Origin of the sequence: Streptomyces chiangmaiensis (genome assembly GCF_036281785.1) — a bacterium.
Lineage (GTDB): Bacteria > Actinomycetota > Actinomycetes > Streptomycetales > Streptomycetaceae > Streptomyces > Streptomyces chiangmaiensis.
Map to the genome: position 1 here is coordinate 61,730 of NZ_JAYWVC010000008.1, position 24,072 is coordinate 85,801.

Genomic DNA, 24,072 nt, shown 5'->3' on the forward strand with positions numbered 1-24,072 from the left:
ATGGGCAAGCTGGACGGGCGCGTCGTCATCGTCACCGGTGCGGCGCGCGGACAGGGCGAACAGGAGGCGCGGCTGTTCACCCAGGAGGGCGCCCGGGTCGTCCTCGCGGACGTGCTCGACGACCGGGGGGAGGAGCTCGCCAAGGAGCTGGGGCAGTCGTACGTCCACCTCGACGTGGCACGCGAGGCCGACTGGGACGCCGCCGTGGCCGCCGCGAAGGAGGCGCACGGGCGCATCGACGGGCTGGTCAACAATGCCGGGATCCTGCGGTTCAACGCTCTGGTCGACACGCCCCTCGACGAGTTCATGAACGTCGTACAGGTCAACCAGGTCGGCTGTTTCCTCGGTATCAGGGCCGTCGCGCCCGAGATCGCGGCCGCCGGCGGCGGCACCGTCGTCAACACCGCTTCGTACACCGCGGTGACCGGCATGGCGGCCGTGGGCACCTATGCGGCGACCAAGCACGCCGTCCTCGGCCTCACCCGGGTCGCCGCGATCGAGCTGGCGCCCCGGCGGATCCGCGTCAACGCGATGTGTCCCGGCGCGATCGACACCCCGATGTCCAATCCGGCCCTGCTCGATCCCGGGGCGGACGCCGAGAAGACGTCCCGGGCGCTCGACGAGCTGTACCGCAGGCTCGTACCGCTCGGACGGATAGGCAAGCCGGAGGAGGTCGCCCGGCTCGCCCTCTTCCTGACCTGTGACGACTCCTCCTACATCACCGGGCAGCCGTTCGTGATCGACGGCGGATGGCTGGCCGGGGTCTCGGTCATCTGACTGTCCATCAGCTATTGACGCTCCATCCGGGCGGTGTCAGAGTCGGCGGCAGATGTATCTGACGGTATGTCAGTTAAAACGTGTGGGGACGGTGAACCGCCTTGGAATTCGGGCTCTTTGTACAGGGATATGTGGGCAAGCGGGCCGAGAGCGACCCGCTCGCGGAGCACAAGGCGCTGATGGAGGAGACCGAGTACGTCATCCAGGCGGACAAGTCCGGCTTCAAGTACGCCTGGGCGTCCGAGCACCACTTCCTGGAGGAGTACTCCCACCTCTCCGCCAACGACGTCTTCCTCGGTTACCTCGCCCACGCCACCGAGCGGATCCACCTCGGCTCCGGGATCTTCAACCCGCTGGCCCAGGTCAACCACCCGGTGAAGGTCGCCGAGAAGGTCGCCATGCTCGACCATCTCACCGGCAACCGCTTCGAGTTCGGCAGCGGACGCGGCGCGGGCTCCCACGAGATTCTCGGCTTCCTTCCCGGCATCAGCGACATGAACCACACCAAGGAGATCTGGGAGGAGACCATCGCCGAGTTCCCCAAGATGTGGCTCCAGGACGAGTACGTCGGCTTCCAGGGCAAGCACTGGCAGCTCCCGCCGCGCAAGGTCCTGCCCAAGCCGTACGGGAAGTCGCACCCCGCGATGTGGTATGCGGCCGGATCGCGGCCCTCGTACGCCATGGCCGCCAAGAAGGGCCTCGGGGTGCTCGGTTTCAGCATCCAGAAGGTCTCCGACATGGAGTGGGTGCTCGAGCAGTACAAGACGGCGATCGTCGACGCCGAGCCCATCGGGGACTTCGTCAACGACAACGTGATGGTGACGACCACCGCCATCTGCGCACCGACCCACGAGGAGGCGATCCGGATCGCGATGAACGGCGGACTGCACTACCTGCCGTCCCTCGTCTTCCGCTACCACGACACCTTCCCGCGCCCCGAGGGCTTCCCCGTCTGGCCCGAGACGCTCCCCGAGTACACCGAGGAATTCCTCGAACTCCTCATCGAGGAGGAGCTGCTCGTCTGCGGCGCCCCCGACGAGGTGCTCACCCAGTGCAAGAGGTGGGAGCAGGCGGGCGCCGACCAGCTCAGCTTCGGACTGCCGGTCGGGATCCCCAAGGAGGAGACGCTCCAGACGATCCGGCTGATCGGCGAGCACGTGATTCCGAAGATCGACACGGATCCGGTGCATCGCACCACGCGGTTCAGGCAGAGCGCCTGATCGCCGTCGGGCTGCGGGCCGTCCGGCGACTGCGGGTCCGATGCGGCTGTTCGCGCCCACGCGGCGGAGTCGCCCGTCGACACAGCCCCGCGCCCCTCTCGAGGCGCTCACCCGCACCGGAGGTCAAGGAGGCAAGGTCCATGCTCGATCACATCATCAGGGGTGCGACCGTCGTGGACGGGACGGGAGCGCCGGGGTACACCGCGGACGTGGGGATACGGGACGGCCGCATCGCCGCCGTCGGCAGGGTGACTGGGGAGTCGCACACGTCCGAGGACGCGACCGGCCTCGTCCTCGCCCCGGGCTTCGTCGACCCGCACACCCACTACGATGCGCAGCTGTTCTGGGATCCGTACGCGACCCCGTCCCTGAACCACGGGGTCACCACGGTCGCGGCCGGCAACTGCGGCTTCACCCTTGCCCCGCTGAATCCCGCGCGGCCCGGGGACGCCGACTACACCCGCCGGATGATGTCCAAGGTCGAGGGCATGTCCCTGGTCGCCCTGGAGGAAGGGGCACCTTGGAACTGGCACTCCTTCGGGGAATATCTGGACGCCCTCGAAGGACGGATCGCCGTCAACGCGGGTTTCATGGTGGGCCACTGCGCGCTGCGGCGGTATGTGATGGGACCGGACGCGATCGGCGGACAGCCGACCGGGGAGCAGTCGGCCGCCATGCTCCGGCTCTTCCACGAGGCCATGGACGCGGGCGCCTGGGGGCTGTCCACCACCCAGTCGTCCACGCACTCCGACGGTGACGGCCGGCCGGTCGCCTCCCGGCACGCCCGGCCGGCGGAACTGCTGGCCCTCGCCGGGGCGGTGGGTGAACACGAGGGCACGCAGATCGAGGCCATCGTCGCGGGCTGCCTCGACCAGTTCAGCGACGCCGAGGTCGACCTGCTCGTGGAGATGAGCGCGGCCGCAGGACGACCACTGAACTGGAACGTCCTCACGATCGACGCATCCGTCCCGGAACGCGTGCCGCGCCAGTTGGTGGCGAGCGAGCGCGCCCGCAGGGCGGGCGGCCGGGTGGTGGCCCTCACCATGCCGATCCTCACTCCGATGAACATGTCGCTGGGCACCTTCTGCGCGCTGAACCTTATCCCGGGATGGGGCCCGATCCTGGGCCTGCCCGTGCCCGAGCGGATCGCGCGGCTGCACGACCCGCAGGTGCGGGCCGAGATGCTGCGCCGCGCCGAATCCAAGGAGGCGGGCGTCTTCCGGCGGTTCGCGAACTTCGGTCGGTACGTCATCGGGGACACCTACAGCCCGCGCAACGAGGGCCTGACCGGGCGGGTCGTGAATGACATCGCCGCCGAACGCGGTCTGGATCCCTTCGCCTGCCTGGTCGAGATCTGCGCCGATGACGAGCTGCGGACCGTTCTGTGGCCCATGCCCACCGACAACGACCCCGACTCCTGGGCGATGCGGGCCGAGACCTGGCGGCACGATGACGTCCTGCTCGGCGGCTCGGACGCGGGCGCCCATCTGGACCGCATGTGCGGCGCCCCGTACACGACCCGGTTCCTCGGGGACTGTCTGCGCGGCCGGAAGCTGGTGCCGCTCGAGCGGGCCGTGAAGATGCTGACGGACGACCCCGCGCGGCTGTTCGGCCTGCGGGAGCGGGGCCGAGTGTGGGAGGGATTCCATGCGGACCTGGTCCTCTTCGACCCGGAGCGTGTCGACGCCGGTCAGGCCACCCTGGTGCACGACCTGCCGGGAGCAAGCCCACGGCTGGACTCCAGGGCGATCGGGGTGCGGGCGGTCTGGGTCAACGGTGTCGCGGCGATCCGGGACGACGTGGTGACCGGGGCCGTGCCGGGCAGGGTGCTGCGCTCCGGGCGGGACACCAGGACGGTGAGCACGTCGTGACGCAGCGGCAGCGGTTGTTCATCGGCGGGGACTGGGTCGAGCCCGACGGGGGCCACTACGAAATCGTCGACCCGGCGACCGAGGAGACCGTCGGATGGGCGCCGGAGGCCTCCCGGGAGCAGGTGCGCGCGGCGGCCGCGGCGGCCCGCGAGGGCTTGGGACCGTGGTCGCGGAAGACCCCCGAGGAGCGAGCGGCCGTCCTCGCCCGCGCGGCGGACGTGATGCAGCGCAACCTCGTGCCGTACGCCGACCTGGCCCAGGCGGAGAGCGGTGCCACGACCGGTACGGCGCGCGGGATGCAGGTCGGGGTGGCGGTGGCCCGCTTCCGCCGGTACGCGCGCGTGGAGCCGGTCGAGCAGCCGCTGCCTCCGCAGATCAATGAGGCGGGACCGTTCGGCGGGGCCGCCGTCATGGGCGCGCTCGCGGTGCGCCAGCCGGTCGGCGTGGTCACCTGCATCACCTCGTACAACAACCCCTGGGCCAATCCGGCCGGCAAGGTCGCGCCCGCGCTGGCCATGGGCAACACGGTGGTGGTGAAGCCGGCACCGCAGGATCCGCTGTCGGTGTACCGCATGGCCGAGGCGCTCCAGGAGGCGGGCGCGCCGCCCGGTGTCGTGAACGTGGTCAGCGGATCGCGCCCGGAGGTCGGCGAGGCTGCCGTGGACTGCCCGGACGTCGACATGGTGAGCTTCACCGGCTCCACGGCCGTCGGGCAGCGCATCGCCGAGGTGTGCGGCCGTTCCATGAAACGGCAGTTGCTGGAGCTGGGCGGCAAGGGTGCGGCGCTGGTCTTCGACGACGCGGACGTGGACGCCGCGGTGGCCGGGATCGGGACGACGTTCTCCTTCTACAGCGGCCAGATCTGCACAGCGCCGACACGGGTGATCGCCCAGCGGGGCGTGTACGACCGTCTGGTGTCCCGACTGGCCGCGTACGCACGCCATCTGGCGGTCGGGGATCCGCGCGAGCGGGGAACGGTGGTGGGCCCGGTGATCTCCGCGGCGCACCGGGACCGTGTGGAGTCGTACGTGGAACTGGGCCGCAAGGAGGGCGCACGACTGGTCGCCGGGGGCGTCCGTCCGCCGCACGAGCGTGGTTTCTACGTCGCCCCGGCTCTTCTCGCGGACTGCGCGCCCGACATGAGGGTGGTCAGGGAGGAGATCTTCGGTCCGGTGGTCGTGGTCGTCCCCTTCGACGAGGAGGAGGAAGGCATCGCCCTGGCCAACGACAGCGACTACGGCCTGATCGACTACGTCTGGTCCGGGGACGTGGCGCGTGCCTTCCGCGTCGCCCGCCGACTGCGCGCCGGCGGTGTCGGCGTGAACACCGTCGGCCGCAACATGGAGGCCCCGTTCGGCGGTTTCAGGAAGAGCGGCGTCGGTCGTGACGTCGGCTCGTACGCCCTGCACGCGTACAGCGAACTGCAGGCGATCGTCTGGCCGGGATGACCCTCAATCGTCCAGGTCCACCCGTACGGTGAGCAGCCCCGTCCCGAGCGCCCGCACCGCCTTGCTGTTCAGACGGGGCAGCGTCTTCAGCCGGACCCGGGGGTCGTCGTCCGGGAGTACATGGGCGGTGCCCGGGTACCAGCGTCCCCGGATGCGGACACGCACCCGGGGGTCGGCCCGGATGTTGCGGATGTACTGGGACTTCTCGCCGTGCTCGGAGACCAGCCAGAAGGAATCGCCGATGCGGCGCCCGCCCAGGGGGGTCTGGCGCGGCAGGCCCGAGATGCGGCCCGTGGTCTCCAGGAGCGTCTGGAGCGGCATGCGCCGCTGCACCGGATTGACGAGCCGGCGTTGAAGCGCCGTGATCGCACGGTACTTGAAGTCGGTGAAGCCCGGCATGATCGCGTGTTCCCCCTGACGACGTGAAGGGCGAGGCGCCCCACGCAGTCTCGCAGACCCCGCACCGGGGCGCGCGGCAATAGGCCGCGCGCCCCCGGTGGGCCTACGCCCGGCCCAGGAAGATCGGGTTCGTGAATGCGGCCAGGACGCCCGGCAACGGGCCCACCGCCGCCTCGTGCCGCAGCTCCGCCCGCACGTACGCGGCGTACTGCGCCGTCGTGCGCCACTCGACGGTGCCCGACCCGGTCACCGGCAGCGGGTCGCTGGTGAACAGCACGCCCTGGTCGGTGACGAAACGGACCGTGCAGCGGGGCGCGCCCTGTGCCTCCAGACGGACCGTGACCGGGGTGTCGCGGTCCACCCGCAGCCGTTCGCCGATGCCCGCGTGTTCGCCGCGGCCGCCCGCCGCCGTGAACGTCAGCGAGACGTTCTTCGATTCGGCGACGTACGAGCGGCCCGCGCGGATGCCCTCCTGGATGGCCTCCCGGGTCAGATCGTCGGCGAGGACGACCGTCTGCGGGGTGCCGATCGCGTCCGGGTCGCGGTGGGCGTCGCTGTTGCCCATCGCCGGCAGCCACCGGCCGTGCTCCTCCCGGACCGCCGCCACCAGCGTGTTGTCCCACTCCGCCAGCGTCACCTCGTCGTCCGGCGTGTAGGGGCCGTTCCACACCTCCAGCACGTCCGCCTCGCCGAAGCCGAACTTCCAGCCGCAGCCGATGCAGGTGGCGTGCGGATGAGCAGGGACGACCAGGCCACCGGTCCGGCGGATCTCCCGAGCGAAGCGGGCCCAGCGGTTGTCGCCCGCCCGGTAGCGCCAGTCGATGAACGTGCCCGGATCGGTGCCCACCGCCAGCACGTGACCGTTCCGCGTGGTGACCTCCTCGCCCAGCATGATCAGCAGGTCGTCACCCGCCTGGTCGGCCCAGTGCGCGTGGGAGGAGTGGGTGTTGTGCTCCGAGGTGTTGATGAAGTCGAGGCCGGCCGACCGGGCCAGCGCCGCGATCTCCGCGGGCGTACGGCGGCCGTCGGAGTACCAGGAGTGCATGTGGCAGTCACCCCGGTACCAGGCGCGGCCGCGGCCCTTGGCCCGGTTCGGCGGATACACGGGCGCCGGGGTCTCGCCCTGCGTGCCGTAGGTGAGCGTGATCGTCACCTCGTACGTCAGGCCCTGCGGCGCCACTGTGTACGGGCCGAGCGCGATGTGCCAGGTGCCGGCGCGGATCCGGCCCGGGATGTACCCCGGGGTGGCGTCGTCCGCGCGGATGAAGAACTCCGTGCGCGCACCGCCGGACCAGCCGCGGAAGCCCTTGTCGCCCAGTTCCGTGCCGCGCTCGTCGAAGATGCCGATGTCGAGGGCGTTGCCCTGGGTGCCGGCCGGGACGGACGGCTTGTCGTAGGTGTAGGAGACCTTGATCTCGCGGACGCCTTCGGGGACGTCGACCGGGAGGTAGACGAAGTCGGGGGAGCCGGTGGGCAGCGTGCCGCGCACCGTCTTCGTCTCCTGGTTGTCGGCCGCCTCCGCGGCGGACCCGTTGGGGAAGCTCACGGTTCCCAACGTAAGCGCGGCGGCCGCACCCGTCACGAACAGTGCGCGTCTGCCGATGCCGTGGTCGTCCTCGCACATGCTGCTGCTCCCAAAGTGTCGGATCACGGGGTGGTGCAGAGGTGGTGCGCTCCACTGTGCTGTTCACCCGTGAACTCCATTCCACGGGAAGCCGATCGGCAGCTACGTGTCGGCCTAACAGGGAGTTGCCGTCGCTCCGTGGTGGCGGTCGACGCCGTCCCGTCGGGACACGAGCGCCCTGTATGACCTGATCACCGCAAACGTATCCTCGGAGGATGACGACTTCCGCGGCCTCCGGAACCGGACCCACCGAGAACTCCATGCGTCGCGCCCTGAAACGTGCTCGTGACGGAGTCGCACTGGACGTCGCCGAGGCGGCGGTGCTGCTCCAGGCCCGTGGCGGCGATCTGGAGGATCTGGCCGCCTCGGCCGCCCGGGTGCGGGACGCCGGCCTGCGGGCCGCGGGCCGGCCCGGTGTCATCACCTACTCCAAAAGTGTCTTCATCCCGCTGACCCGGCTGTGCCGGGACAAGTGCCACTACTGCACCTTCGTCACGGTGCCGGGCAGGCTGCGCCGGGCCGGGCACGGGATGTTCATGTCCCCGGACGAGGTCCTGGACATCGCCCGCAAGGGGGCGGCGCTGGGTTGCAAGGAGGCGCTGATCACCCTCGGGGACAAGCCCGAGGACCGCTGGCCCGAAGCGCGCGAGTGGCTGGACGCGCACGGGTACGACGACACGATCGCCTATGTGCGGGCCGTCTCCGTCCGGATCCTGGAGGAGACGGGGCTGCTGCCTCACCTCAACCCGGGGGTGATGTCGTGGACGGACTTCCAGCGCCTGAAGCCGGTCGCCCCGTCGATGGGGATGATGCTGGAGACCACGGCGACCCGGCTGTGGTCCGAGCCGGGCGGCCCGCACTACGGCTCCCCGGACAAGGAACCGGCCGTGCGGCTGCGGGTGCTGGAGGACGCGGGGCGTTCCTCGGTGCCTTTCACGTCGGGGATCCTGATCGGGATCGGTGAGACGTACGAGGAGCGGGCGGAGTCGCTGTTCGCGCTGCGGAAGGTGGCCCGCAGCCATCACGGCATCCAGGAACTGATCATCCAGAATTTCCGCGCCAAGCCGGACACGGCGATGCGGGGCATGCCGGACGCGGAACTGGACGAACTGGTGGCCGCGGTGGCCGTCGCCCGGCACATCATGGGCCCGGCGGCCTGCCTCCAGGCACCACCGAACCTGGTGGACGGCGCGTACGGGCGACTCATCGGCGCGGGCATCGACGACTGGGGCGGGGTCTCGCCGCTGACCATCGACCATGTGAACCCGGAGCGGCCCTGGCCGCAGATCGAGCGGCTGGCCGAGCGCTCCCGCGCGGCGGGCTTCGAACTGCGCGAACGCCTCTGCGTCTACCCGGAGTTCGTCCAGCGCGGCGAGCCCTGGCTGGATCCGAGGCTGCTGCCCCACGTCCGGGCGCTGGCGGACCCGGAGTCGGGGCTGGCGCGTACGGACGCGGTCGTCGAGGGACATCCGTGGCAGGAGCCGGAGGAGGTGTTCCGGGCGTCGGGGCGCACGGACCTGCACCGCACCATCGACACCGTGGGGCGCACCGGCGACCGGCGGGACGACTTCGACGAGGTGTACGGCGACTGGGGGGCGCTGCGGGAGGCGGCCGTGCCGGGCATGGCGCCCGAGCGCATCGACACCGACGTACGGGTGGCGCTTCGCCGGGCGGCTGACGACCCGACGAAGCTGAGCGACGCGGAGGCGCTGGCCCTGCTGCATGCGGACGGCCCCGCGCTGGACGCGTTGTGCCGGGTGGCGGACGACGTCCGCACGTCGGTGGTCGGCGACGACGTCACCTACATCGTCACCCGCAACATCAACTTCACCAACGTCTGCTACACCGGCTGCCGTTTCTGTGCGTTCGCGCAGCGCCGCACGGACACCGACGCCTACACCCTCTCCCTGACCCAGGTCGCCGACCGCGCCCGACAGGCATGGGACGTGGGCGCGGTGGAGGTGTGCATGCAGGGCGGCATCCACCCCGACCTGCCCGGCACCGCCTACTTCGACATCGCGAAGGCGGTGAAGTCCCACGTCCCCGGGATGCACGTCCACGCCTTCTCCCCCATGGAGGTGGTGAACGGCGCGACGCGCACCGGCATGTCGATCCGCGAGTGGCTGACGGCGGCGAAGGAGGCAGGTCTCGACACGATCCCCGGCACCGCGGCCGAGATCCTCGACGACGAGGTGCGCTGGGTCCTGACCAAGGGCAAGCTGCCGACGGCCACCTGGGTCGAGGTGGTGACGACGGCGCACGAGCTGGGCATCCGCTCGTCGTCGACCATGATGTACGGCCATGTGGACCAGCCGCGTCACTGGCTGGGCCACCTGCGCACCCTCTCCCGGATCCAGCAGCAGACGGGCGGGTTCACCGAGTTCGTCACCCTCCCCTTCATCCACACCAACGCGCCCGTCTATCTGGCGGGCATCGCGCGCCCCGGCCCGACGATGCGCGACAACCGTGCCGTCACCGCCATGGCACGCCTCCTGCTGCACCCGCACATCCCCAACATCCAGACCAGCTGGGTGAAACTGGGCACCGAGGGCGCGGCGGAGATGCTCCGTTCCGGCGCCAACGATCTGGGCGGCACGCTGATGGAGGAGACCATCTCCCGCATGGCGGGCTCGTCGTACGGGTCGTACAAGTCCGTCAAGGAGCTCGTCGCGGTGGCGGAGGCGGCGGGCCGCCCTGCGAAACCGCGTACGACGCTGTACGGCGAGGTCCCTGAGGAACGACAGCGGGCGGCGGAGGTGTCGGACGGGCATCTGCCCGAACTGCTGCCGGTGTTGGACTGAGGAGACCGGCGACGCCCTCCGCTTCTCCCTCGGCCGGCCGCGGCGGGAGGAGCGGAACACCTTGTGACGTTCCGTGATATTGCTCTGGGCGACGAAGTGGGGGCAAAGGTGGTCGCAGAGGTGTGCCCTTCCGCCGACCGGGCGGCCGGTTCGGGCGGTGGGCTCGCGTTCACCGGCCACGGTGGCGCGCTGCTCGTCGGCCGCGTCGCGCTCCTCGCCCTCGCGCTGGGTGTCGGAGTCGTCCTCGCCGTGCGCCGCAGGGCCGCCGCCTGACGCACGGAAGGCGCGCGTGCCGGTCGCGGCCAGGGCCACGGCCGGCACGCCACGGCGCCTTCTCCGCGCCCTCGGCCAGGAGTGCCACCGCACGGGCCTGTCCGCGGGTGTGGCGCGCCTGACTCCTCGGTGCCCTGAATCGACCGTTCCCGTTCGATTACAGTGCTGAACTGTCGGACGTGCGGACGGTGCCCTGAGGAGGCCTGGGTGGGCGCGACAGCCGGTGCCCCCTGGGGCCGGACCCAGCAGCAGGACTTTCGCAGCCGCGTGCGCGGAACCCTGCTCGGCGTGGCCGTCGGTGATGCCCTGGGTGCACCGCTCGACGGGCTCTCCCTGGAGGAGATCCGTGAGGCGTACGGCCATGACGGGCTGGGCGACCTCGCGTCCGAGCACGGCCGGCGCGGCGCGATCACCCATCTCACCCAGCTCAGCCTGTTCTCCGTCGATGGGCTCATCCGTGCCCAGGTCCGCCGCGACACCGGCGCCTGGCACCCGCCGACCGATCTCCATCGCGCGTATCTGCGCTGGGTGGCCACCCAGCGGGACTGGGGACCCGACGAGCGCCGCGAGGACGACGGCTGGCTGGCCCGCGAGGAGTGGCTGTACGCCCGCCGCTCCCCGGACCGGGCCTGTCTGCTCGGCTTCGGCGACGAGACCATGGGCACGCTGGACGCGCCCAAGAACCCCGGCGAACAGGGGCCTGAGGCGGCCGCCCGTTCCGCGCCCTTCGGGCTGCTCGTCGGCTGGGAACCACAGCTCGTGCTGCAGCTCGCGGTCGAGTGCGCCACGCAGACGCACGGACACCCCACGGCCTACCTGGCCGCGGGCGCGTATGCCGTGATCGTGCATGCCCTGGCCCGTGGCGAGAACCCGGACGCGGCCGTGCAGCAGGCCCTCGCACTGCTCGCCCCGCGGCCCGGGCAGCAGCCCGTCGCCGACGCGTTGCAGCACGCGCTGGGCGCGGTGCGGCAGGGGATGCCCATGCCGGCGCGTATCGAGGACCTCGCCGGGAGCGGTGGGGCGGAGGGGGCGCTGGCCGTCGCCGTCTACTGCGCACTGGTGGGGGAGGACGTACGGCACGGGCTGTGCCTCGCGGTGAATCACGGGGGACCGTCGGGGGCCGCGGGTGCGCTCACCGGCGGACTGCTCGGCGCCCTGTACGGCGAGACGGCCCTCCCGCCGGCCTGGCTGGCCGAGCTGGAGGGCCGTCCCACGATGCTGGTGCTGGCGGACGACTTCGCCATGGAGATGACGCAGGGCGCCGCACTGCACGGGCCTACCGGGTCGTCGCAGGGGTGGCTCGCGCGGTACCCCCGGGCGTAGGCCCGTACGTCGTCCCCCTCAGGTGCCGGACGGTGTGCCGGTGCCCGTGCTCGGCTGCACGGCGTCCGCCGCCGGCACCACCGCCGCCGCCCCGTCGTCGTCCGTGTTCAGCTGCTCGATGATCGCGTCCCGCTCCGGAGTGTCCTCCGGACGCACCAGGCCGATCACGATGTACAGCACCAGCGAGATCACCATCGGCAGTGCCACCTGGTACTCCAGCTTCACGTCCGTGCGCTGGGAGAAGTCCAGGTGGTAGTTGACGAGGAAGAACGCCAGCAGACCGGCCGCCCAGCTGATGAGCGCGGCCGCCGGGCCGGACTTACGGAAGGGCCGCAGCAGGCCCAGGATGAACGGGATCGCGATCGGACCCATCAGACCGGCCACCCACTTGATGACCACCGTGATGATGTCCTTGAAGGTGGGGGAGTTGACCTGGGTCGCCACCGCCATGGACAGGCCGAGGAAGGCGACCGTCGTGACCCGGCCCGCGATCAGACCGGTCCGGGAACTCCATGCCCGGGCCGCCTTGGAGAACACCGGGACCACGTCCCGGGTGAACACCGCGGCGATCGCGTTGGCGTCGGAGGAGCACATGGCCATCGTGTGCGAGAAGAAGCCCACGACCACCAGACCCAGCAGGCCGTGCGGCAGCAGCTGTTCGCTCATCAGGCCGTACGCGTCCGAGCCGTCCGGCTTCTGCGCCGTGACCAGGAGCGGCGACAGCCACATCGGGATGAAGAGGATGATCGGCCACACGAACCACAGAGCCGCCGACAGCAGCGCCGACCGCGTCGCCTGCTTCGCGCTGCCCGTCGCCATGTAGCGCTGGGCCTGGTTCCACATGCCGCCGTTGTACTCGAAGAGCTTGATGAACAGATACGAGATGAAGAAGACCGTCAGGTAGGGGCCGGCGAAGCCGTCCCCGTGACCGTGGAGCTTCGGCGAGTCCAGGGCCTTCGACAGACCGCCCCGGTCGGAGATCTCGTTCAGCGCGATGATCAGCATGACCAGACCGGCCAGCAGCTGGATGACGAACTGCCCCAGTTCGGTCAGCGCGTCCGCCCACAGGCCGCCGATGGTGCAGTACACCGCGGTGATGCCGCCCGTGATGATGATGCCCTGGGTGAGCGTGACCCCGGTGAAGACGCTGAGCAGGGTCGCGATCGCCGCCCATTTCGCGCCCACGTCCACGATCTTCAGCAGGATGCCGGACCAGGCGAGAGCCTGCTGGGTGGGCACGTTGTAGCGGCCCTTCAGGTACTCCAGCGGCGAGGCCACGTGCAGCCGGGAACGCAGCCGGTTCAGACGCGGCGCGAACAGCTTCGCACCGATCAGTACGCCGATGGCGATGGGCAGCGCCCAGGTGACGTAGGACGTGACGCCGTAGGTGTAGGCGATGCCGGCGTATCCCGTGAACATCACGGCGCTGTAGCCCGACATGTGGTGCGAGATGCCGGACAGCCACCACGGCATCTTGCCGCCCGCGGTGAAGAAGTCGCTGACGTTGTCGACGCGCTTGTGGGACCAGAAGCCGATCGCGGTCATCACACCGAAGTACGCGATCAGGACGGCCCAGTCGAGACCGTTCATGTGCCCCCTCCAGGGGTCCGCCTGTGAACCTGCATAAACCGGACGGCACTTCGCCAGTACGCACACATGGGCGGCGCCCCCGTGCGGGAGCGGGGGACTTCCGGGATTGAACCGCTGGTCAGGTGGCCGGTCAAGACCTTCTCAGTCACAGATATGAACACAGATCAGAAAGCAGAACGATTTTACCGTCTCTTGACTTGTAGGGCGGTTGTCGTGTTCGTGACGAGGAACACACCATGAGCGGGCACTTCGCCAGTGGGAAACATCCGATGGATCGGGAACGGGCTTACGGGATGCGGGTCCCGGGCGGCCCGGAGGGGAGTCGCGGAAGCACCGACACCGACCCGTCCGGTCGTTCCGGGAGCCGATCCGAGGGATCGACCGGACTACCGCATGAGTTCGCCCGCGTTCACGAGCAGGGACTGGCCCGTGATCGCCCGCGCCCGGTCGGAGGCCAGGAACACCGCGGCATCGGCCACGTCGCCGTCCGTGGCCAGTTCGGGCAGCGCCATCCGCTCCGTCAGGCGCTGCTTCACCTTCGCCTCCGGTACGTCCTCGGTGTGCGCGGTGAACTGCACGTACGCCTGGACGGGTGGGCCCCACATCCACCCGGGCAGCACCGTGTTGACCCGGATCCGGTACGGGCCGAGCTCCCGGGCCAGCGAGTACATCGCGCTGGTCAGGGCGCCCTTCGATGCCGCGTAGGCCGCCTGCCGCACCTGGGACGGCGCGGCCACCGACGACTGCGTGCCGATGAAAACGACGGAGCCACCGCACCGCTTGAGGGCCGGCAGGCACGCCCGCGTCATGCGCAGGGTGCCGAGCAGATTCACGTCGATGATCGAGTGCCAGGTGGTGAAGTCCGCGTCCTGAAGGCCGCCGAAGTGGCTGTCCCAGGCCGCGACATGCACCACCGCGTCGATCCCTCCGAACCGCTCCACCGCCAGCGCCGCGAGCGCCTCGCACTGTGCCTCGTCGCGACGGTCTACCGGGACGGCGCCGCGGGCCCGAGGGACTTCCATGCGCTGGACCACCCGTACGCCGGCCTGGTCCTGGAGGTCCTCGACGCGGACGGCCCCGAGGAGCGCGCCGCATTGCTGGAGTGGCTGCGCACCCGCCATCTGCCCAGGCGCCTCGCCGGATCCCCCTCGGCCATGGTCGCGCTCTTCCGCCCGACTCCGCTGCCGGGCGACCGCATGAGGTACGTGAAGCAGGTGGAGGGGGTGGACACGCGCCTGACCCTGCTGTGGTTCCTGGAGGCCGACCCGAGGGAGTGCTGGGAGCAGCACTTCACGGGCCTGGACCAGGCGGTGGCGGAAGGAGGGCTGGGGAGGGTGGAGCTGGTGGCGCCGTTCGTTCCCACCGTCCCGGGAACGGACCGGTACGTGGACCAGCTCCGCTGAACCGTGCGGCACCCCGAGGCGGACCGAACCCCGGTGCACAGGAGTGAGCCCCCTCGGCCGGGACGGCGGGCCAGTCGAGAGGGCTGTCGGAGATCTTTGTGGAGTTGTCGGGCTCGTTGCTACTTGATCGCCTCCACGAAGGCGTTCCATGCGTCGGGGGGAAAGGCCAGGACGGGCCCGTCGGTAACCTTGGAGTCGCGTACGGCGAGTGCCGCCACGGTGGGCGACTTGACCTCGACGCACGCGCCGTTGCCCGCCGAGTACGACGACTTGGTCCACGTTTCCGTGGCCCCCTGAAGTACTGCCATGTTCACTCCGGTAGCGAGTTTCTGAGTTGCTGTCATCGCCCCGCGGTCCCCAGCCGGGGTCCGCGATGCGACTCGCGCCAACTTGTTTGTCTGATGGCGTGATCGAAGCTACTCGTCGACATCCCTGCACGGAGCAGTCGTTCACTCGACCGGATGGCATATTCCAGTGGAGTCTTACGCGTGAAGGTTGCGCTGGTGTAAGATCCGCCGCTCCCTTCACGCAAGGCTCAGCGTGCGTACTCCTTCGCCGCGTCCGTGATGAACTGACGTGACTGGTCGACATTGAGGGCCTGGGCCCGCAGATGCTCGTACATCACGGCGTACTTCTGCACGTCATGGGCCTTCTCCAGGTACAGGTCGCTGGTGACGCCCTCCAGGTACACCACGCTCGAGTCGGCCGCGTCCGCGAACTCGAGGATCGCGTACTGGCCGTTGAGCCCGGGATGCGCCCCCACCCCGAAGGGCAGCACCTGCACGGTGACATGCGGGAGCTGGGACATCTCCGCGAGGTGCTCCAACTGCTCCCGCATCACCAGGTTGTTGCCCACCACGCGGCGCAGTGCCGCCTCGTCCAGGACGACCCACAGCCGCAGGGGGTTGTTCTCGGCGGCGATACGTTCCTGGCGGCGCATCCGCACCTGGACGCGCTTGTCGATGTCCGCCGCCGACGTCTCCGGCAACGCCCCCTGGATCAGCGCCTCGGCGTAGGAACGCGTCTGCAGCAGGCCGGTGATGATCTGCGGTTCGTACACCCGCAGCGACTCCGCGTCTGTCTCGAGCCCGATGTAGACGCTGTAGGGGATGTCCCCGAAGGCGTGCCACCAGCCCTGCTGGCGCGAGTCACGCGCCATCTCCATCAGGGACTCGACGACACGCTGGTCCTCGACCTCGTACACCCCGCACAGGTCCCGGACGTCACGCTGGCTGATGCTGCGGCGGCCGTTCTCCAGACGGCTGATCTTCGACTGCGAGACGAGCAACCGTTCCGCGACCTCTTCCGCCGTCATGCCCTTGACTTCACGGAGCCGCCGCAGCTCCTGACCCAGCCGGCGCCGCCGGACGGTGGGATTGACATTCGACGCCACGGGACGTGCACCTCCGGCTGCGTGCCTCTACTTTGTGTATCTGCTGTTGAGCAGATTGCCACCGAGGTGCTTTCTACCGCTGGGAAACAGCGGATATGCGCTGCCCGCGCAGCACTTCGGCGGCCCTTGGCCGGATGCCGCAGCCGATGACGTCACGGACGCCGCCCGCCCCGCGCCCGGCGTACGCAGCGTCGTGCGTGGCGGAACCGTACGGCGCCCCCGCATGCGGCTGCGCGGGGCGATGAGACCGTGACGTCGTCGGGACGTACGGTCTCATCGCCCCGCGCGGACCGGCGGCTCCCGAACCGGTTCTCGGGGACTGATCGCGCGTGCCGGGACGTGCGGTACCGGCTTGTACCGATCCTGCTGGTGCGACCGGTTGTGGTGCCGTGGTCCCGGCGTGCCGTGGGACCGCGGCTCAGTGGGCCACGACGCGCGCCATGGAACCGCGGCGCGGCTGCATCGGAACACCACGAGCGGGTTCCGGTGCGGGCCTGGGTCCGGTGGCCGTGCGGCCGGCCGGGGCCGGGCTCCGGCGCGGCTGTGCGACCGCGCCGTTCTGAACGTCCATCACGGCATGCGCCACGAGGCCGCCCATGGGGTCGTGCCTGATCAGGTCCCGTAGCCGGGAGCGGGACGAGCGTCCCTCGTTGCCCGGATACAGGTGCTTGCCCAGGCCGACCGCGTGGGCCAGCGCGGCGAGCGCCGCGGTCCGCGGGTCCGGCGGCACACCGGTGCGGATCGCGGAATCCAGCCGGGCCCTGATCTCCCGGCTGATGGCGGTGTCCGTCGCCTGGTACCGAGTTGTCGGCAACACCCCGCACATCTGGCCCGGCACGGCCTGGACCATGCCGCACCGCTCCAGATGCGAGAGATAGGTCTGGCGCAGCCCCAGACGCGGCCCGCCGATCCAATGGACGGCCCGTACCGGAGCGCCGCGCCTGCGCAGCAACTCCAACGCGGTGTCCAGAGTTGGATCTCCTGTCGGCCGTGGTGCCACCACGGCGATACGATCCCCGTCTGGGGCTATCCGTCCGGCCAGCGCCAGCTCCACTAGCTGTGCTCCGGCCAGACCGAGGTCGAGCGACTGCGGCTGTGCAGTGGTACCCGTGGCCGGGTCCAGTGCCAGCAGCAGAAGCTCCTCCGGAAGTGTTCTGCGGCTCCTGCCCATCCATGCCTCCCCGCGTGGATGAATGACAGGGTGACCCCTCTCACATTGGTCTGTCGAGGGTGCGTGACCGGAACGTAGTGGAACCAGTAGGTATGTCGTTCTCGTCTAGCGCAGGGGTCAATCCCTCACACAGGACACTGGTACATGGTTCGGACAGCCGTATCCGGGCGGCGGTTCATGGTTCGGCAAGGCGCGCGAGTGGGTGCGTGGCGCAACGAGGAGGCATCGGTGGCGGGCGAGTCCCCCGACAGGTCGAAGCAGCACGAGTCGTCGGAGGAACCGACGTCGGGGAGCGGGGCCGGGGTTCCGGGGTCGGCCAGGGGCGGAGGCGATCCCAGGCTTGCCGGGAGCGGTGAAAAGGCGCGGGTGGACCGGGCGACGGCGGTGTTCTCCACGCGGGGACTGCGTGGCTCCGCCGGAACGGCCGTCGACGAGGCCGCTGCGGCGCCCAGGACGGCCGAGGAAACCGTGGACGGCACGGGGTCCGAAGAGCCGGGCGGCAGCGGCTCCGCCGGCCGTGTGAACGCCGTTCGCGGGAACGGCGGCGGGAGCGGTGCGCGTCAACGCGCTTCCCTGGCCTCCTGGATGCGGACCGCGGACGAGGCCGAGGACGCGGCTGACGGGGCGTCGGGTTCCGGCGCCGCGTCGGAGGCGGCCGACCGTCGTTCCGGCGACGAGGAGGAGCCGGCTCCGGAGCGGCCGGAGCCGGAGACCGAGACGGCGGAGGACGCGTCGTCCGCCGGCGCCGGCAAGACGCCCGAGGATTCCGAGGGATCCGCGAGGCCCGGTAAGCCGGACGCCGCCGAGGGCACTGCCGGGCCGGCGCCGGAGGCCGGGAGCGCCTCCGTGGACGAGGCCGAGGGCAAGGACGCCCGCCCGTCCGCACCCGACGCCGAGCCTGCGGCTGCCGCGGCGCCCGAGGACGACGCCGAGACCGAGGAGTCCCCCCAAGACGCGCCCGAGGATGATGCGGAGGCCGAGGAGGCTTCTGCGGGCGGGCCCGAGGACGACGCCGAGGCCGAGGAGGCTTCTGCGGGCGGGCCCGAGGACGACGCCGAGACCGAGGAGGCCTCTGCGGGCGGGCCCGAGGACGACGCCGAGACCGAGGAGTCCTCCCAGGTCGGGCCCGAGGACGACGACGAGGCGGCCGACCCTGCGGGCGAGGGCGCCGCCGGGCCCGGCGTGGACCAGCCCACCGCCGTCTTCAGGACCCCGCGGCGGCCCGCCGTGGATCAGCCGACGACGATGCTCAAGCTCGGTGGTGCCAAGCCGTCGGACAAGGCCGTGGACGAGGCTGCGGAGAAGTCCGCGGAGCCCGCCGACGAGGGGGAGAAGGCCGCGGAGAGGTCGGGTGAGGCGGGGGCCGGCAGGCCCGCCGTGGATCAGCCGACGACGATGCTCAAGCTCGGTGGTGCCAAGCCCTCCGACAAGGCCGCGGACAAGGCCACCGACAAGCCCACGGACGCGCCTGCCGGAAAGGCCGCCCCCACGTGGGCGGCCACGTCGTCCGGGCCGGCCGCCGGCAAGCCGGGCCCGGCCACGGACACGTCCGACGCCGCCCCGTCCACCGACAAGCCGGCCGCCAAGGCCCCGGCGCGGTCCGACGTCGAACGCACCGGCAAGTTCGTCCCACTGAGGTCGCCGGACGACGCCAGGCCCGGCATGAGCCCGGCGGAGGCGACCGCCGCGCTGCCCCAGGTCGGACCCGAGCGCACCGCCCAGCAGCCGCTTCCGCCGAAGCCGCCGCTGGACCTGCTCGCCGAGCTCACGAACACCCCGCCGCCGCCGGAGACCCCGGTGCGCACCATCCTGCGGCGGATCAAGATCTGGACGCCGCTCGTCGTGCTGCTGCTGATCGTCTTTGCGATCGTGCAGGCCGTGCGCCCGCTGCCTGCGGCCTCCCTCGCGTTGACCGCCGACGACACGTACACCTTCGGCGGCGGCAAGCTCGACCTGCCCTGGCCGGGTCAGGGCCAGTCGGCGATCGAGGTCGACGGCGTCGGCACGATCGGCACCGAGGGCACGCAGAGCCCCAAGCCGATCGCGAGCGTCGCCAAGATCATGACCGCTTACGTCATCCTCCAGGAGCACCCGCTCAAGGGGAACGCGGGCGGTCCCACGATCACCGCCGACCAGCAGGCCGAGGACGAGTCCAGGAACGCGGACGAGTCGACGGCCTCCATGACGAAGGGCCAGAAGTTCACCGAGCGGCAGATGCTGCAGATGCTGATGATCCCCTCCGGGAACAACGCGGCACGCCTGCTGGCCCGTTGGGACTCCGACAACAAGACCTTCGTCGGCAAGATGAAAGCCGCCGCCAGGAAGCTCGGCATGACGAAGACGACGTACACCGACCCGAGCGGCCTGAACAAGACGACCGTGAGCACCGCCGTCGACCAGCTGAAGCTGGCCGAGGCGGTCATGCAGAACGAGGTGTTCCGCTCCATCGTCGCCATGGCCAAGGCGGACATCCCCGGCCTCGACCAGACGATCTACAACAACAACGACCTGCTGGTGAAGCAGGTCGGCGTGATCGGCCTGAAGACCGGTTCGTCGACCCCGGCCGGCGGAAACCTCGTCTGGGCGGCGACCAAGGTCGTCGACGGCAAGACGCAGACGATCTACGGAGCGATCCTCAACCAGGACGCCCACACGGGGCGGGTCTGGGACAGCCTCCAGCTGGCGCTGACCAACAGCCAGAAGCTGATCGACAAGGTCCAGCAGAGCCTGGCCACCGCGACGGTGGTCAAGAAGGGCGAGGTCGTGGGCTACGTGGACGACCAGCTCGGCGGGAAGACCCCGGTGGTCGCCACGAAGAACATGACGGCGATCGGCTGGCCCGGCCTGAAGACCGGCATCTCCATCAGCGGCAACGGCAGGCCGATTCCGCACGAGGAGAAGGCCGGCACGGTCGTCGGCGAGCTGACGGTCGGCGACGGCTCCAGCCGGGCGGTGACGATCCCGGTCGCTCTGCAGAAGGACCTCGCGGAACCGGGCTACGGCGCGAAGTTCACCCGAATGGGCTGAGCCGCCGTACCGGCCGCCGCTGCGACGAGGCGCACCCCGCCCCGGGAGCCCCCCACCCGGGGTCCCGTCGGCGGGGTGCGTGCTAGCGTCGCGAGACCGGGGCAGGCCGCGAGCCGCGCAACCTGGCCCGGGACGGACCCCCAAGAGAAACCCCACCGAACGGTGACGGAACTCTTGCGGACGTCCGGACATGGGGAGAGAACAGAACCGGGGCGGGGCGAGAACGGAAAACGGGACACGGGGAGTGCCTTCAGGTGGCCACAGCGGAGCCGACACACGCCGACGACGCCGATCCGGGTCGTCATGCGGGCGGGGCATCGGACCCGCGAATACCGCTGCACGCGCCCACCGCTGACAGGACACCGCCCCGGGCCACCGCACCGGCCCCGGGCGGCGTCCGGCCTCCGGTCACGGACTCGGCGCCCAGCCGCGGTCCCGGAGCCCTCGGCGAGGACTCGGTGTCGGCTTCACGCCTGCGCGCCCTGCTCACCCGGGTGAGGTCGTCGCGCCCGGCGGACCTGGCCCGCCGGCACGCGGTCCTCACGATCACCGCCGTCGCGGGAGCGCTGCACCTCGTCTGGTTCTTCACCTTCGCGAACAGCGGCGGTGACCTCGCCGCGCAGGACGCCTGGGCGGAGTTCGTGGGCCGGCACCCCGATTCGGCGTACAACCTCGCCTGGTACGGGGGCATGCACCCGGTGTCGTACAGCGTGGTGTCGCCGTATCTGATGTCGCTCCTCGGCGTGCGTACGACGATGATGATCGCGGGGACGATCTCGGCGGGCCTGCTGTCACTGATCCTCGTCCGCAGCCGTGCCGTCCGAGAGCCCTGGTGGCCCGCCCTGGCCGGGGTGTTCGCGCTGCTGTGCAACGCCGTCTCGGGGCGTGTGACCTTCGGCCTGGGCACGATGTTCGCGCTGGGCGCGACGGCGTGTGTCTTCTGCTGGCCCCATCGCCGGCGTCACAGACGCTGGGTGAAGGCGCTGTGTGCCGCGCCGCTGGCCGCGCTGGCCACGGCCTCCTCGCCGGTGGCAGGCCTGTTCGTGGGTCTTGTGGCGGTGGCGCTGTTCCTGCAGCGGCGCCGCCCGGGCGCATGGGCCCTGGGCCTGGCGCCGACCGCCGTGGTGGCCGTCTCCGCCTGGTTGTTCCCCTTCTCCGGTACGCAGCCGATGACATGGGCGTCGGCGCTCCTGCCCTTCCTGTTCGCGGTCCTGGTCCGCCTGCTGGTCCCGCGGGAGTGGAGGACGGTACGGATCACGGCGGCGGTCTACGCGCTCTCCGTGCTCCTCGTCTGGCTGATCAGCTCCCAGATCGGCTCGAACATCACCCGGCTGGCGATGCTGTTCGTGGGTGTGGCGCTGGCCGCGGCGCTGCCGTTCGCCGTGCCGCGCAGCCGGAAGTGGTATGCCCTTGTGATCGCGTCCGTCGGCTTCACCGTCTGGATCGGTGGCAAGACGGTCGACGACATCGTCCACACGACCCCGGCGGCGTCCTGGGCACGCGAGCTCGCGCCGCTGGTGAACCAGCTCCAGGTGGTGGGCGCGGAGAGGGGCCGCGTGGAGGTGGTCCCGGCGCGCTCGCACCGTGAGGCGTCGGCGCTGTCCCCGTACGTGAACCTGGCGCGCGGCTGGAACCGGCAGGCCGACATGGAGCGCAACCCGCTCTTCTACGACGACACGCTCAACTCCGCGAACTACCACGCGTGGCTGCAGCGCTGGGCGGTGCACTACGTCGTGCTGCCGAAGGGGGAGCCCGACGGGGACGGCGGCGAACGCGAACGGGAACTCGTCCAGCGGGGCATGCCGTATCTGAAACAGGTCTGGGGCGACGCCAACTGGCAGCTGTTCGCGGTGACCGACCCCACTCCGCTGGCGGACCCTCCGGCGATCGTCGACCGCGCGGAGCAGGGCGAGCTGACGATCGAGGTCAAGAAGGCGGGCCGGGTGCTCATCCGCATTCCGTACTCGCCCTGGCTGGGCCTGGTCGACGCGGACGGCAGGAGCGTCAAGCCGCCGCAGGAGACGGCGGAGTCCAAGCACCGCGCCCCGGGCATGCCGAAGGCGTACGACAACGTCAACGGCTGCCTGATGGAGACCTCCGAGGACGCGTCGGGCGACAAGTGGACGGAACTCGTCGCCCCTCGCGCCGGCGTCTACCGCCTGGCCGCGCCGTACCAGCTGCCGCGGGGCACCCCATGTCCGGAGGAGCTGCGGTAGCCGCCGTCCGCCGCGGCAGCGGGCGGTCGTGCCGCCGGGGCTATCGTGCGCTGCCGGTGCCCCTGATCGGGAACGCCACGTCACACACCGCGTCCTCGGGCCCCGCCGCCTCCCAGTCCGCGAAATACACCTCACGGCAGGGCCCCGCGTACTCCAGCCCCTGCTCCGCGACCCATGCCTCGACCGCCTCGAACGCCGCGAGGATCTGCGGATGTGCCACCTGCGCCTTGGCGATCCGGGTGTACGCGAGCCGCCGGGCGGGCTCGACCCGCACGCTCGTCTCCCACGTCCGGCCCCGCTCCTCGGCCCATGCGCGCGCCGCAGCCCCGTCGGCCACCGGCACGCACGCCTCCGCGGGTCCGTCGCTCTCCTGGGACACCTCCGCGTGGTAGACGACGAACGGCGCCCCGGTCACCCCGCCGCACTCCCGCGCCGCCGCCTCCAGCCGCCCCAACGAGGCTCCGATCCACGCCGGCAGCTCGTCCGCCAGCGTATGCCGCTTCTCGGTGATCAGCACCTGCTCCGGCACCTCCACCGTCTCGACCACGAACTTCCCGTACATCTCGGAGCTCCTCCCCGACAGTCGTCCACGGAGGAAGTCTGCAAGCGTGCGCTGCCCGGCGATCCGCTCCTCGACACCGGTCCAGTAGCCGGCGAGCAGCTCGGACGCCCGAGTGCCGTCCGACTCACGCGCCGCCACCACATCGGCGACCTGCGCGAGGGGCATGTCGAGCCGGCGCAGCAGTGCCACCATCCGGGCGCGCTCGACCTGGTCGGCCCGGTAGTAGCGGTAGCCGCTGGCTTCGTCGACATACGCGGGCGCCAGCAGCCCCAGCCGGTCGTACAGCCGCAGCGCCTTCGCCGACAGACGCGACCGCGCGGCGAACGCGCCGATCGTGAGCAGTTCGTCCTTCACCCTGCCATCCTCCGTCACCGGACGCCTGCCGCCCGGTGACGAGGACGCTCCACCCTGCCCCAAGGGCAGGGTCAACCGCGTGGGCCGGCCGTCAGGCGATCGCCTTCTCCAGCGCCGCCACCACCTCCGCCGACTCCGGCTCCGTCTGCGGCGAGAAGCGGGCCACGACCCGGCCGTCCTTGCCGATCAGGAACTTCTCGAAGTTCCAGCGGATGTCCCCGGTGTGGCCCTCGTCGTCCGCGAAGCCGACCAGGCGGTCGTACAGCGCGTGCCGCCCGTCGCCGTTCACCTCGATCTTCTCGGTCATCGGGAAGGTCACGCCGTACGTCGCCGAGCAGAACTCCGCGATCTCCTCGGCGCTTCCGGGCTCCTGTCCGAGGAACTGGTTGCACGGCACCCCGAGCACGGTGAAACCCATCGGCGCGTACCGCTCCTGCAGCCGCTCCAGGCCCGCGTACTGCGGGGTCAGCCCGCACTTGGAGGCCACGTTCACCACGAGCACGGCCTTGCCCGTGTACTGGGACAGGTTCGCGGAACCGCCCTGCAGGGCGCCGATCTCGACATCGAGGACGGAGCCACCGGAACCACTGGTGTTGTCTGTAGTCGTCATGGAGCGGATG

General features: G+C 70.7%; 17 protein-coding genes and 2 pseudogenes. 10 read left to right on the plus strand and 9 right to left on the minus strand.

The features are described from left to right. From VXC91_RS04680 to VXC91_RS04695, 4 genes are all read left to right on the plus strand, one after another. Entirely contained in the window at nt 1-777 is a 777-nt protein-coding gene (locus tag VXC91_RS04680) for an SDR family NAD(P)-dependent oxidoreductase (protein ID WP_329505309.1), read from the plus strand. Between the two features lie 101 nt (nt 778-878). Further along, nucleotides 879-1,997, plus strand: coding sequence for an LLM class flavin-dependent oxidoreductase (locus VXC91_RS04685; RefSeq protein ID WP_329505310.1), 1,119 nt, complete (start codon nt 879-881; stop codon nt 1,995-1,997). A gap of 140 nt (nt 1,998-2,137) precedes the next feature. Continuing rightward, nucleotides 2,138-3,868: an N-acyl-D-amino-acid deacylase family protein gene (locus VXC91_RS04690; protein ID WP_329505312.1), complete on the plus strand. Its 1,731-nt coding sequence runs from the start codon at nt 2,138-2,140 to the stop codon at nt 3,866-3,868. Then, the gene (locus VXC91_RS04695; protein ID WP_329505314.1) at nt 3,865-5,316 is read left to right on the plus strand and encodes an aldehyde dehydrogenase family protein; all 1,452 of its coding nucleotides are present in this window, start codon (nt 3,865-3,867) and stop codon (nt 5,314-5,316) included. The genes VXC91_RS04690 and VXC91_RS04695 overlap by 4 nt, the downstream gene beginning before the upstream one ends. A 3-nt stretch (nt 5,317-5,319) precedes the next feature. Here the strand turns inward: VXC91_RS04695 and VXC91_RS04700 are convergent, their stop codons facing one another. Next, nucleotides 5,320-5,715: a nitroreductase/quinone reductase family protein gene (locus VXC91_RS04700; RefSeq protein ID WP_329505315.1), complete on the minus strand. Its 396-nt coding sequence runs from the start codon at nt 5,713-5,715 to the stop codon at nt 5,320-5,322. A gap of 103 nt (nt 5,716-5,818) precedes the next feature. After that, nucleotides 5,819-7,339, minus strand: a complete 1,521-nt coding sequence (locus VXC91_RS04705) for a CehA/McbA family metallohydrolase (RefSeq protein ID WP_329505316.1) — start codon at nt 7,337-7,339, stop codon at nt 5,819-5,821. A 215-nt stretch (nt 7,340-7,554) separates the two neighbouring features. Here VXC91_RS04705 and VXC91_RS04710 point away from each other — a divergent pair, with 215 nt between their 5' ends. The 3 genes from VXC91_RS04710 to VXC91_RS04720 all read left to right on the plus strand — a co-directional run bounded on the left by VXC91_RS04710 (nt 7,555) and on the right by VXC91_RS04720 (nt 11,736). After that, the gene (locus VXC91_RS04710; RefSeq protein WP_329505318.1) at nt 7,555-10,140 is read left to right on the plus strand and encodes a bifunctional FO biosynthesis protein CofGH; all 2,586 of its coding nucleotides are present in this window, start codon (nt 7,555-7,557) and stop codon (nt 10,138-10,140) included. Between the two features lie 63 nt (nt 10,141-10,203). Continuing rightward, nucleotides 10,204-10,413: a hypothetical protein gene (locus tag VXC91_RS04715; protein WP_329505319.1), complete on the plus strand. Its 210-nt coding sequence runs from the start codon at nt 10,204-10,206 to the stop codon at nt 10,411-10,413. A 207-nt stretch (nt 10,414-10,620) separates the two neighbouring features. After that, the gene (locus tag VXC91_RS04720; RefSeq protein ID WP_329505320.1) at nt 10,621-11,736 is read left to right on the plus strand and encodes an ADP-ribosylglycohydrolase family protein; all 1,116 of its coding nucleotides are present in this window, start codon (nt 10,621-10,623) and stop codon (nt 11,734-11,736) included. Nucleotides 11,737-11,754: 18 nt separating this feature from the next. Here VXC91_RS04720 and VXC91_RS04725 read toward each other — a convergent pair whose 3' ends face one another. Next, entirely contained in the window at nt 11,755-13,326 is a 1,572-nt protein-coding gene (locus tag VXC91_RS04725) for a sodium:solute symporter family protein (RefSeq protein WP_329505322.1), read from the minus strand. A 386-nt stretch (nt 13,327-13,712) separates the two neighbouring features. Beyond that, a pseudogene (locus tag VXC91_RS04730) lies at nt 13,713-14,378 on the minus strand (SDR family oxidoreductase); the annotation flags it as partial. On the opposite strand from VXC91_RS04730, the pseudogene VXC91_RS04735 reads away from it, so the two are divergent. After that, a pseudogene (locus VXC91_RS04735) lies at nt 14,304-14,729 on the plus strand (hypothetical protein); the annotation flags it as partial. The pseudogenes VXC91_RS04730 and VXC91_RS04735 sit on opposite strands and share 75 nt — an antisense overlap. 119 nt (nt 14,730-14,848) lie before the next feature. Here VXC91_RS04735 and VXC91_RS04740 read toward each other — a convergent pair. The 3 genes from VXC91_RS04740 to VXC91_RS04750 all read right to left on the minus strand — a co-directional run bounded on the left by VXC91_RS04740 (nt 14,849) and on the right by VXC91_RS04750 (nt 17,293). Next, nucleotides 14,849-15,037: a DUF397 domain-containing protein gene (locus tag VXC91_RS04740; RefSeq protein ID WP_329505326.1), complete on the minus strand. Its 189-nt coding sequence runs from the start codon at nt 15,035-15,037 to the stop codon at nt 14,849-14,851. A gap of 227 nt (nt 15,038-15,264) precedes the next feature. Further along, nucleotides 15,265-16,122, minus strand: coding sequence for a helix-turn-helix domain-containing protein (locus tag VXC91_RS04745; protein ID WP_329505327.1), 858 nt, complete (start codon nt 16,120-16,122; stop codon nt 15,265-15,267). Between the two features lie 418 nt (nt 16,123-16,540). Next, on the minus strand, nt 16,541-17,293 hold the full coding sequence (locus VXC91_RS04750) for a GOLPH3/VPS74 family protein (RefSeq protein WP_329505328.1): 753 nt from the start codon (nt 17,291-17,293) through the stop codon (nt 16,541-16,543). Between the two features lie 198 nt (nt 17,294-17,491). On the opposite strand from VXC91_RS04750, the gene VXC91_RS04755 reads away from it, so the two are divergent. Together VXC91_RS04755 and VXC91_RS04760 are read left to right on the plus strand one after the other, a co-directional pair. Further along, the gene (locus VXC91_RS04755; RefSeq protein ID WP_329505330.1) at nt 17,492-20,320 is read left to right on the plus strand and encodes a serine hydrolase; all 2,829 of its coding nucleotides are present in this window, start codon (nt 17,492-17,494) and stop codon (nt 20,318-20,320) included. 254 nt (nt 20,321-20,574) lie between these two features. Further along, entirely contained in the window at nt 20,575-22,536 is a 1,962-nt protein-coding gene (locus VXC91_RS04760; protein ID WP_329505331.1) for an MFS transporter, read from the plus strand. A 40-nt stretch (nt 22,537-22,576) separates the two neighbouring features. Here VXC91_RS04760 and VXC91_RS04765 read toward each other — a convergent pair whose 3' ends face one another. Beyond that, the gene (locus tag VXC91_RS04765; protein WP_329505332.1) at nt 22,577-23,452 is read right to left on the minus strand and encodes a MerR family transcriptional regulator; all 876 of its coding nucleotides are present in this window, start codon (nt 23,450-23,452) and stop codon (nt 22,577-22,579) included. Nucleotides 23,453-23,543: 91 nt separating this feature from the next. Further along, the gene (locus tag VXC91_RS04770; RefSeq protein ID WP_329505333.1) at nt 23,544-24,062 is read right to left on the minus strand and encodes a glutathione peroxidase; all 519 of its coding nucleotides are present in this window, start codon (nt 24,060-24,062) and stop codon (nt 23,544-23,546) included. Nucleotides 24,063-24,072: the final 10 nt, after the last annotated feature.